Source organism: Chlamydia serpentis (assembly GCF_900239945.1).
GTDB lineage: Bacteria > Chlamydiota > Chlamydiia > Chlamydiales > Chlamydiaceae > Chlamydia > Chlamydia serpentis.
This window is the reverse complement of record NZ_LT993738.1, coordinates 509,311-521,116: the sequence shown is the minus strand read 5'-3', so window position 1 is coordinate 521,116 and position 11,806 is coordinate 509,311. Positions and strand designations below refer to the sequence as shown.

Genomic DNA, 11,806 nt, shown 5'->3' with positions numbered 1-11,806 from the left:
TTAGTATTTCTTCTATGTCTACAACACCAATTAATAATAACGATTCTCTATATTCTTCTTTGCCTACAGTAACGGAGAAAACCTCGCTTCTTATTCACCCTAAACGCAACTTGCCTTTAGGGAATGCAATATCAGATATACATTCTGAAGACATAGGATTGCGAAAGAGCATCTTTACTCACTCTGTAACTATAGTTGCTGGATTAGTTGTTTTATTAGTTGCAGTTTCTGTCGTTGTTGTAGCTTTAACGGTCTTAGCCCCAGGAGTACCTCAGGCAATCCTTTTAGGCATAGCTATTTCAGGAGTAGGGATCGGTGGATTTTCTATAATGAAAAGCTTAGTCTATATGGTCCGTGATCATATTTCTCCCAAGATGCGGGAATCCAGAAGAATTAAAAGCGCCTTAGCTGTAGGAACAGGATTCACAGTTATGGGTTTAGCTGTAAAAGTGGGGTCAAGTTTTATTCCTGGAGGGTATGGTAGCTTAATCGGTAGCCTGGGATCTAGTGCTTATGGTCGAGGAAGTCAAACTACATTCGCGAGTATGAGTCATTATATTTATGCTAAGTTTTTTAGATCTGAAAAGGTTGCTAAGGGAGAGAAACTGACAGAAGCAGAAACGATAAAGGAAGCAAAAAAACTACATTATATAGCTTTGTCAATTATGACTCTTGGAGTGGGTTTTGCAATTTTAGGAATACTCCTTGCGATTGCTGGGAGCGTATTTTTAGGAGGGACTCCTGCTGTTGTTGCTCTTGTTCTGGCGCCACCATTAATTTCTATAGGAATCACAGCAATTTTGCAGACAGTGCTCCATAGTAGTATTGGAATATGGAGAAGTTTCCTTGCTGCTCAGGAGAAAACAGAACTTTTTGTAGATACTTCTTTAAAAAATATTCGTACAGAAGAGCTCCCAAATTTTTATGAAACTAAAGCTAATGAAAACCCTCTTTCTGTAATCGAAGTTGATTCTAATCTTTCTGAAGATTTAGATGAGATCTCAAATACCAGGCTGTCTTCTGAGGAAATCAATAAGAGGATTTCACTCACTACAAAACAGAAAATCATCCTTGCTCTCACTACATTATTACTTTTGGCTAGCATTGCTGCTTTCTTAGTAACCGGATTTGGTGGATTAACTGTAGTGCAGGTTTTGCTTGTTAGCTCTGTAGGATCTGCTGTTGCTTCTGTAACACTTCCTATGGTCTCCTCAGGATTTTCCTATCTTGCGTGCCAGTTGAAAGCACGATTAAATATCAGTAGATTACGTTGGAAAGAAGCTAAAAGTAAAAAGCATGTACGTAAGTTTTTAATTCAGTCAGGTCTTACTTTCTCGGATCAAGAGTTTAATCAGATGTGGAAAACTGTCTACAGAAAACAGATCAAGAAGACAGATGCTGCTATTCTTGAGGAAGTCCGCAATTTTGAAAAAGGTGGGGAGGTCAATAGTCTTCTAGTGGGAGGAATTCTACTTGGTGTAGGAATAGGCATCATGCTTCTTGCGCTAGTTCCTGTATTTGCTCCTATAATTCCGGGAGTTCTTGCTTTGGGAGGTGCTACTTTAGTGTTAGCAGGCTCTATTTTAATGAGTAACTTTGTCAATTGGCTCTATGATATGTTTATTAAACTTTATGAACGTCGTCGTAGTCGTCACGAAATCCTCTATGGTCCCGAAAGTAAAATGCGCTCGATTGCTAATGATTTAGTGGTTGAAGCAATGGCTGCTGCACAAGATTATTTGTTTGATGCTGATGGTCCCATAGATTTTATTGATGTTGATGTTGATGTAGGTGGAGGTCCATAACTTTTATCCTCTGGGGCTGAGAATTTCAAAGAATTCTTCGATCTTTATAGTTTTATTTTTCTTTAATCATCCTGTGTATTTAATTTTAATGGTTTAAGTTAATAAAATTGTATCATTTGTAATTGTTTAATTTGTTTTTAAAATGTTTTTGTTTAAAATTCTATTTATATAGTTTTATAAAAATAGTTTGCTCATTTTAAGGTTCAATTATGGCAGTTGGTGGTATAGGCGGTCCAGGAAGAACACCTCCTCCACTTCCCCCTAAAAGGGATAGGAAGGTTCAAAAAGAGAATTTAGGTCCGCACGAAGTTAGCACTGAAAACTTTGGCCCTAGCATAGAAGAAAGGAAGGCGCAATTAGGTGGGTCTGAAAAAATTCCTATGCCGAGTACGAAAGAACCCGGAAGTTCAGGAGATAAGAAACCTGGATTACTTGGGAGAATTTGGAACGGTGTTAAAAAGATTTTTCGTCGACCATCCTCTCCGACACCTCGTGAGATCTCTTCTCCTCGTCTTCCAGGGTATGTTGAACATGGAGTCCGGCTTCCAGGACTTGAAGGCTTTAGAGAGCGTATCCAGAGGAGAGAAACTGACGTGGATTTTCTAGAAGAGGTTCAAGAGCCAGATACAGAAGATAAAACCACACAAAAAAGTTCTCATCCAGAAGATAATGTTCATCAATCAAAGAGCAGAAGTACATTCTATTATGACGAGCATATGAATCCTATTGATCAGAAAGATGAAGATACCTCTTCTGTTAGTTCATCATCATCGTTATCAAAACTGCAGAAAGCTGTAGAGCAGACTAGGGACGCCATGAAACGAGCTTCAGGATCAATGGCATTAGCAGGGGAAAAGTTTATAGGTAAAGTCAAGACATCACTAGACAGTCGCACCGTCTCTTCAACGGGATATTTTATAGATGATGACTTTGATCCTAATCAGGCTGTAAATAATCTTAGTGATTCTTTAACAGAATTGAATGCATTAGCTCCTGAGTTTTTGCCTCGAGAAGTATCCGAAGGAGCTCAAGCTCTGATGAGAGAATTGCAGGAAGACGTATCTTCTATTAGTTCAGAAGAAGTAAATTGGGGACAAGTGGATGATCAATATCTCTCAGATTGCATGAACGAAGGAATCAAGGTCGAGAACAAAATAGAAGATCTTCTTATGGACGACGATCTTATCTATGCCCAAATAGAATGGGCCACAAAAAACGACAAAAGAGAATCTCCTGTTGAATTAGCAACAGGCGTTGAGTATGCAAAACTTGCAGATTTGAATTCTGAAGCAGAAAAAACTTCAGCTGAAGGAACAAGTAGTCAATCTAGAGCTGATAGAATACGGATGGCTCTACGGAATTTGGTAAGGGGAATATTCGAAGCACTCGCAGCTTTCTTCAGAAGTCTTGCTATGCAATTGAATAGAGCTCGTCATGCTGCTGCTGAGGCAGTACGTCGATGTTTTAATCCACGTAGGAACGAGCATTTACAACCTAGATATGATGATAATGAGGATGCTTCTCTTAGAGACGATACAATAAGTTGGTTGCAGAGTGAAGGAGTAGTAACCGAGGGGATGAGTGGAGAGTCAATAGAAATGCGACCATTAGGAGGAGATTCAGGTACAAATAATAATGATACTCCTTTTCCAAGAAGTGCTCTCTCAGAGGAACTTGTTAATTTTTTGGCAGACTGGAATCAACGACAAGCTCATGCTGGAAATCAGGATGGGAAGGAGGGATTAGCTTTTGAACACATTAAGCTATTTAAGCCCAAGGATGATAACTAGTTCTTAAGATCTAAGAGGCGCTTCAAGAGTGACGCATGATTCTCGAAAATTTTTTAAAATCAAGTTTCTTTATAAAAAGATTTTTCTTTCTAGGAAGTACTTATGACATCAGGGATAGGAAGACCTAGTGGATTGGGAAACATTCCACCTGAAGATAACGGGCGTAAAAGCAGATCACCTTCTCCTAAAGGTAATCTTGGGGGGCATGAGATTTCTCATACATCTTCAAACAGTGATGAGGCATCAGAAGCGTCCAGTTCAGATGGTCTTTTATCTCCTTTAGGAGGTCAGAAATCTGAAGGTGTTTCAGAAGGGGCTTCTTCGTCCAGTAATAGCTTTTTTAAGCGTATACGTTCTGGCATAAAGAAGGGACTAGGAGCTTTTAGTAAATCCCGCTCTCAAGATTATAAGGTTCAAACGCATCGGACACGTAACGTATTCGTTCAAACATCAAAGACACAGGAACTCCGAGAAAACAAAGAAAAAACAGCAAGCACTTTGAAAACAGAGGCGGCAAGTAATTCAGGTGAAAACACGTCTTTTCAGGGAGCTACTGCAGGTAGTGAAAAATCTCAATATTTGTTTGCAACTCCTTCAGGGAAGGAACAAACAGGTTTCACTAGACTGATAAAGAATGCTTATGAACGTTTACAACTTCCTCAAGATGAAAAACCTAAAGATACTGAGTTTTTGAGTGTCGAGGAACTTTCTACACGGATACAATCGTTAAAAAACGAGTTGGGTGAAGTAAAAACAAACAATCAACTTGAATTTGATACAAAAAAATCTATGGAACGTGGCTTGCAAGCTCTTATTAAAGTGACCGAAATGCAACTTGCCGAGAGATTAGAGCTTTCATCTTCAAGTTCTTATGCAGAAACACTTTTTAGAGAGACAACCAATACTAGTGACATCAATTCAATTTGTTCGAATTTGACTGATCCTGAGCTTGCATCTCTCCTCGATGATGGAACGAGGCTTGATGATGCCTTAAATGAAGTTAGTGGGGAACTAATTAACACACTCTCTAACATTCACGAGCATTTTTCATCGAGTACAGATCAAGAAGTCAGGAGCTCCGAGTCTCGTATGGCTCAAGAAACAGCAGAAGTTAAGACTTCTAGATTGCCAACGGACGAAAGTTCTTCGGTTCCTGAAGGAGCTTTAGCAAGGCTAACCTTTAAATTGCATAATGCACTTTTTAGTGTTCTTTTTTCTCTTTTAGGCACGATCCTTAGTGTTGTGAGACGCCTTTTCAACATACTACGTGCTATTCGTCATGCAGCTGTTGAGGCTGTAAGGCGTTGTTGTGTATGCCGAGGAGGAGAGTATGTAATTTCTGATGAAGAGGAAGATATCGCAGCTGAAGAGATTCCAGACGTTTCTACTGTTGAGAAGGGGAGTCCCATCCCTGAGTTGACCCAAAGAGGAGGGGGTAAACCACCACCAAATAATTCCGAACCTGGGTTAATAGGTGCTTTAGGAAGATGGTTAAATAAAGGAACTAGGATTGAAGAAAACCCTGAATCGCCAAAACAGGAATCGCGGTTCGTTTCTATTTCTGAGGAAGAAGTCAAAAGTTGGGAAACAAATAATCCTAGAGTACTTGTTTCGGGAATCGATGAAGTGTTATTTCCATTTGTGAACGCTATTTATGATGTCCCTCGACGAAAAGATGGAATCTATGATGTTCCAAGTACCCCTAGAGATTATGGTGTGAAAAAAAACGAAAGCAATTTGACTTCAGTTAGTGATACTTCTCCTACACCAGTTGATGAGCACATATATAATATTCCTAGGCCCCCAACTCCTGTCATTTATGATCTTCCGACTCGTCCAGGAGCTTCTAGAGGTTTCAGTCCTTCTCCTTCTTCGACACCCAGAGCAAAGCGTTCTCCAAATCAACTTGGTGTTCCTCTTCCACCACCGCCTTTTCCTCCTACAGATCCGAGTAATGAGCATATATATGAGGAGATAGGTTTTTTTGGACTAGAGAATAGCAACACTGATATTTCGGTAAATCCTTTTGTTGCATCTTCTACGACAACGCCGATACCTAACAATGAAGAGAATATAATTATGGTACCTCGTGGATTTGGAGCAGAAATCAGAGCATCAATGATTTATGATATTGCGAGTACCGTGAAAACAGAGACATCAGAGCACATGGCTAGGACTACTTTTAGCGCAATAGGTGGTAGAATGTCTACATTTCTGCCGCTTACAGACCGCCTTGCATCTACGACTAACCTCTTACTAAGAAGAACAGGCCATGACTTGAATCACAGTCAAGAAACTGATTCCTAAAAGCTTTAAAATATTCGCGATCTTATAGATACAGGCTTTCTTTTAATTAGTGTTGCTAAAATTGAATAGTAGTTCCTGCTTGGAGATAGTGTGAGGAAGTCGATGAAGATACTGAACCCTGATAATCTAAAAATACTGATACGTTAGGAAATAAGAAAGTTTGGTTTTTCCCTCTGAATGAGATTCCATTGCGGGCAAGTGTGATTTCTGAGACTTGCCATGTAGATCCGCTAGTAGTTAGTGTCACATTAACTTCAGGATTTTGTTGGTATAGGATGGGCTGGTATGCAAGTTCTAGATCCCAATAGGAAGAAAGATGGAAATGGGAATGCCAGGAGCTTTGAATGCCAATAGGAACTGTTAGATTGTAGAGAGGTTGATTAGTGGAAAATTTCCTAGGTTTATTTCCCATTTCTTGAAAGGCTGTTTGGGTTGAACGAATGGCAATAGCTTGTATAAAGGGAGCCAAGTTGAGAGATTTTGAGTGCCTTTGTATAGGTAGAGAACAGCAAAGAGTAGCTCCTAAAGTAGTGCTGTAACACCTCCCTTCACTTTTTACTGTCCCAGAATTTCTAACGCCTTGGAGATGATGAAGACCATAACTATAAGCTAGACATGAGGATATAGAAAATCTTTCTGCCAACCAAGGATTGTCCAATTGAAGAACTAAAGTTGTAGTATGAGAAGCTACTTTGTTTTTAGAGTGACTCTCCTTAGTATTGCTGAATAGCTGGGTGAAGCTTATACCGACTTTATGCTGAGAAGCAGTATGAGATATTGTTTTCAAAGAGTACCCTGTAGCATCGATACGAAATCCTGGGGCTTCAGAAGTGCTATTTTGGTGAAGAAAAAGTCCTATAGCTTCTCCAGCAGCTATAGCGTATCCTTCTTGTCGATGAATTTGATTACGCAGAGTGGCAAATAGACTATGGAAAGATTGCCAAAAGGTAGTAACAGCTATGACACCTTTATGTTCTGGGTTTACCTTATATCCTATAGGAGTCCAATCAGCATACAGTTCTCGGCGTACAGTATTTACAGTGTCTTCAGAAGAACTATTAGAAACTATGGTTGTTTCTAACCAGCGAGGAGACCACAATCCTTGGTAGCCATAATGGTCAGTAGCATTCAGGGTTTCGGGGTGGAAGTTATCTGTATTGATGTGTTTAGCAGTAACGTCTGATAGTTTAAGAAGAGGGACGTCCCTAAGAGGCTGAGAAAGGTCTATGCTATCATAAGGATCAAGATTTTCTTCATTGAGAAGAGTAAGAGGTCCTGATAGGTTGATTGTTGGATTATTGTCCTCAGTATAGGGTGCTCGTTGCTCTATAGGACGAATCCAAAGCATGGGCGCGGATCTCTTTTCTAAAATAGCAGGCAAGTTAATCGCAAGGTTGTTGATGTTAATTGCAGAACCTGCGCTGTCACTAGTGCTGCTCCCCGTTGTAGAAAAAACTACTCCGCTTCCCAGTCTTAGCGTTCCCCCGAATTGATCAAATTTAAAAACCTTCCATTCTGCACGATCATCAAGTGCAAGAGTGCCATGATATAGCCCAATAGTATTTCTAAAGAGAGAGATGAAGTCTTCTCGAGAAACAGATTCATCCGAGACATATGCAGAAGAGAATAAAATTGTCCCTAAGTGTTCTGGTTCAGGATTGAAAGGTTGGATGGAGCTAACGTTATGTCTTTGCCTCGCAGGATCATAAAAAACAATAGAACGATTTTCATTTGCTCCTAATGTTATTGTAACGTTACTAGTGCAATTTAAAGAGTTCTGCGTGCTAGTGCCTGTTGCGTAGTGCCTATTATTATAAAAAATAATATCTCCATGTTGAGCCCATAAAGTGCAAGAGCCGTCTTGAAGGAGAGTAACAGCGCCCCCCCAGATTCCTTGATTATTTGTAAAATAAACAGGGCCACTATTTTTTATGCTAAGTGATTGTGCACAAATAGCACCGCCGTCTCGTCCACAAGAATTATTATTGAAAGAAATAATTCCTGGATTATCTTCTATCGATAATTTGAAAGAGCAATGGATGGCCCCCCCTGAAGAGATTCTAGGGAGAGCTGTGTTCTCCAGTGCTAAATTATTGCTGAAAACTAGAGATTGAGAGTTCTTTTGGATAACCACATTTTCTGCTCTTATTGCTCCACCAGAAGCTGAGCGGTTATTCAGAAAGTAGATAGGTTTTGAGTTGTTTTCTATAATTATATTTTGATCAGAATCAATCGCACCACCAGTATTGTTAATAACTGTATTGTCCATGAATAATATGGGTCCCTTATTATTACCAATGGTGATCTGATTAGCTTTAATGGCTCCTCCCCTGTATGTGGTCATATTTTTAACAAAATATCCAGTTGCTTGATTTCTTGAAATTGTGCAATTGCTATTAGACGAGATTGCCCCTCCTTTATTCTCATTAGAGGAACTATTGTTATTAGGTAAGCTTTGATTGCCACAGAAGATCATTAAGCCATGATTATCAGAAAGATTTACATCATTAGAGGAAAATATGGCTCCACCACTGTCAATTGCAAAGTTATTTAAGAGGAGAATAAGATCTTCTGTATTGGTTAGCGAGAACGATTTGCAAGAAAATGCTCCTCCTTGCGTAGAGGAATTAGTTAAAAAATTATTTATCGAAATATAGTTATTGAAAGAGAGATCCTGAGTTGCATCATTTCTATTTCCAGAGAAAGTTATTTTATTTAAGTAGGTAGACAAATCAGATAGGGTGCCAGCTAAAGGAAAATATGTTTCAAACTCCTTGTCTTGACTAGCAAGATAGTCAGATAAGGGAGTTATACCAAACAGCATTGTGAAATTTCCTAAAATTAGAGCTCCAATAAGTAAGGCCATTTTAATAGAGGATTTATTATTTTCCACTTTCTATTCCTTGATATTAAAACATAATGTGGCTTTCAGCTCGAAGGTCATGACTGAGAGTTGACGACGATATTTGAGCTGAATACCCTAAGGATAAGGTTGCTCTTGAAAAGAGTTGCGATATATTTTTTATCTTTAGGACTCCCGCATTGTATGAAACAGGAGTTGCTTTTGCTGTCCATGTGCCATTACTAATTAATGAAGTTGTTAACAGTTCAGGATTTTGCCTATACACGGTAGGAACATAAGAAAGCTCTGTAGTCCATAGCATCGGAAACCTTTGCCATTGTAAACTAAGTCCTAAAGGAGTAGAAACATTTGTCAGGGGATGTTTTGTAGCAAATTTTCTAGCATGATATCCTGTTTCTTGAAATGAGGGTTGAGAACAACGGACAGCTACAGCGGAGATAAAAGGATAGATTTTGAAAGATTGAGTGATGCTGTCTGGAAAAAAGGTAAAGGTGAGAGAACCCCCTAAAGTATGGTTATGAAAGAGTGCTTCAGATATGCCTTTTTGAGTTTCTGTGTAGTGACAGTGTGTATGATGATTTCCGTAGCTATAAGCTAGTGCAAATCCTGTAGAGACTCGTTCATTGAAAAGAAGACTATCAAAACGCAATCCAGCAATGTAATTGTGGGACGAAGTTTTGTTTTGAGTTTGTTGTTCTTTAGTCTTGGAGATCATTTGAGTAAACCCTAGAGAGAAGTAGTTCTGCGTTGCAGTTGTTCTCGAGCTTGTGGCGGCATAGCCTGTGGCGTGAGTGCGAAAGCCTCGAGATCCTTGGCGACTGTGCTGGATCATCAAAAATCCTAAACCTTGAAGAGAGGCTTCTAGGCCTATTTGCCTAGGATTTTGTGGAGTTAAACTTTGCAGGCCTAGGAGTGTAGTATAGACAGATTGCCATAAAGTATTCGCTATAAATTCTCCTCGACGTATGGGATTCGGAAGGTACCCTAGAGGTGTCCAGTTCGCATAGAGCTGTCTATGGTTTGTATTGGTTGTCTCGGCTGCTGCGGGATTTGATGTTGTGGTAGTCTCTACCCAGTATGGGGACCAAACTCCTTGGTAACCGTAATGATTGTCTAGGTTAATGGCCTCTATAATTAGATTAGAAGTATCGATCTGTTTCGCAGTAATGTCTAAAAGATAGAGGAGGGGAATGTTTTTAAGTGGTTCTGAAAGGTTTAAACTGTCATAAGGATTTTCGTTTTCATCATCCAATAGAGTCAAGGGACCTGAAAGAACGATATTAGAGGAAGTGTCCTCAGAATAGTTTGAACCCGATAGTTGAGGATAGATCCAAAATTTTGGAGCTGTAGCTGCTGATTTTAAAACCGAGGGAAGATTGATAGCAATTTTATTAAAATTTATAGAACTTCTGGAAGGATTTGTTCTCAATATAGCCCCATTTCCTAAACGCAGGATCCCTCCTGTTTGTGAGATATTCTTAAAAGAAATGATGGCTTTCTCTTCAATTGCAAGCACACCTCTCTGTAGTTCTGAAGAGTTAGTAAGTTTAGATAAGAAATTATTTTCATTTATTGCTTCAGGGTCCACAGCAATGCCAGAAAATAAAATAGTTCCCTGATGATGAGGTTGGTAGTTAAATAGTATTGGATTACTTGTAGTGCTTTCGTGTTCTATAGGATCATAGAAAATAATTTTATGCCCCTGACTTGCTCCCAGCTTTAGATTTATCCCAGAGCTGGAGCGGATAGCATTTCTATAAGAACTTGCAGGAGACTGGTTGGTAGCTATGTTATTATTGAATAGAATATCACCATAGTCTGCCGATAAGAAGAAATTTTGAGTCCCACTTCCTGAAAAGAAATTGAAAAGAGCTCCTCCCCAAGTTGCAGAATTATTAATAAAGGATATAGGCCCATTATTTCTTATGATAAGAGATTGAAGATAGAGGGCTCCACCATTACGTGCTCCGCGATTGTTGTTAAAGATAATTCCTTTTGAGTTATTTTCTAGCACTAAAGAGATAGACATAATACCTCCACCACCAGGATTCATAACCACTGGACTCGTAATATTTTGTGCTGCGAATGCTGTATTATTGCTAATCTCTAATTTTGCTTTGTTCCCAAATATAATCACATTCCGGTTTGCATATATTCCACCACCTTGGCCTGCAGCATTCCCCATAATTTGAATAGGCTTCAGGTTGTTAGATAAAATACAATTTCTAGAAGATAAGCCACCCCCATTGGTCGCCATAATTAATGTCTTATTGTTTTTAATAAAGATAGACCCTTTATTTTCTAGAATTGATATATCTAAATCTGCATAAATAGCCCCTCCATAACTTAGAGCACTATTATTTTCAAAAACACAACTCCCAAAATTGTTGCTTATGATTAGAGAATTCGATTTAACAGCTCCTCCTCGACATGTAGTTGGTTGTGTTATTATGATTTCTTTTAGAGCTGTGACAGTTGCTACATTGGTTTTAAAAATACAATTCTGATTTCTTGAAAGAGTGCAAGTATCTAGAGCATAAACAGCTCCTCCATCGGCCATACATAGGTTGTTTTCAAAACGCATAGTTTCTGAGTTGTCAGAAATTGTAAGATTTTTGCAAGTAATGCAGGCCCCATTTAATGTATAAGTTTGGTAGGAAAAAGCGTGCTCTTCCGAATAGCCTGAGATGATAACGTCTTGATTTATGTCGTGGGGAAATCCAGTAAGAGTATGTAGAGAACTAGCTTTGAAGGTTGAGATGAGAGGATTTAGATTTCGGGGAAAACTTATAGAAGATTGGAAATTCGAGGCTTCTATTTTGCAATCAAGATAGGGTATAAGGTTGGTCCTTTCTTCCCCAAATAAACAACAAGATAGGGCAATAAATAAAACGCTAAAGGGAATGAAGCGCATAAAACATCGAAACTTTAATGAGCTGTTCGCTTATGAATAGAGTATAATTTTTTTATTGTCCATGAGTTCCTGGAAATCCTAAAAGCAAAGCAACTAAGATCCATCTAGATTTGGATGTTTAAAGTTC

Annotated in this window: 5 protein-coding genes; 3 read left to right on the top strand and 2 right to left on the bottom strand. The window is 39.0% G+C overall.

Going from position 1 to position 11,806, the window contains the following annotated elements:
- The first annotated feature begins 14 nt into the window (after positions 1-14).
- The 3 genes from C834KP_RS02135 to C834KP_RS02125 all read left to right on the top strand — a co-directional run bounded on the left by C834KP_RS02135 (position 15) and on the right by C834KP_RS02125 (position 5,902).
- Complete coding sequence (locus C834KP_RS02135) at positions 15-1,805, top strand: hypothetical protein (protein ID WP_108896555.1); 1,791 nt, start codon at positions 15-17, stop codon at positions 1,803-1,805.
- Positions 1,806-2,014: 209 nt separating this feature from the next.
- A complete protein-coding gene (locus C834KP_RS02130; protein ID WP_108896554.1) occupies positions 2,015-3,595 on the top strand; it encodes a hypothetical protein in 1,581 nt (526 codons plus the stop codon).
- Positions 3,596-3,697: 102 nt separating this feature from the next.
- Positions 3,698-5,902, top strand: a complete 2,205-nt coding sequence (locus C834KP_RS02125) for a hypothetical protein (RefSeq protein ID WP_108896553.1) — start codon at positions 3,698-3,700, stop codon at positions 5,900-5,902.
- A 55-nt stretch (positions 5,903-5,957) separates the two neighbouring features.
- Here C834KP_RS02125 and C834KP_RS02120 read toward each other — a convergent pair whose 3' ends face one another.
- Both C834KP_RS02120 and C834KP_RS02115 read right to left on the bottom strand, forming a co-directional pair.
- Complete coding sequence (locus C834KP_RS02120) at positions 5,958-8,795, bottom strand: polymorphic outer membrane protein middle domain-containing protein (protein WP_108896552.1); 2,838 nt, start codon at positions 8,793-8,795, stop codon at positions 5,958-5,960.
- Between the two features lie 16 nt (positions 8,796-8,811).
- Positions 8,812-11,679, bottom strand: coding sequence for a polymorphic outer membrane protein middle domain-containing protein (locus C834KP_RS02115; RefSeq protein WP_108896551.1), 2,868 nt, complete (start codon positions 11,677-11,679; stop codon positions 8,812-8,814).
- Positions 11,680-11,806: the final 127 nt, after the last annotated feature.

What these genes read in the sequence shown, in the direction of transcription:
- C834KP_RS02135 (WP_108896555.1), top strand. Translation starts at nt 15, where the DNA reads ATGTCTACAACACCAATTAATAATAACGATTCTCTATATTCTTCTTTG.
- C834KP_RS02130 (WP_108896554.1), top strand. Translation starts at nt 2,015, where the DNA reads ATGGCAGTTGGTGGTATAGGCGGTCCAGGAAGAACACCTCCTCCACTT.
- C834KP_RS02125 (WP_108896553.1), top strand. Translation starts at nt 3,698, where the DNA reads ATGACATCAGGGATAGGAAGACCTAGTGGATTGGGAAACATTCCACCT.
- C834KP_RS02115 (WP_108896551.1), bottom strand. Translation starts at nt 11,679, where the DNA reads ATGCGCTTCATTCCCTTTAGCGTTTTATTTATTGCCCTATCTTGTTGT.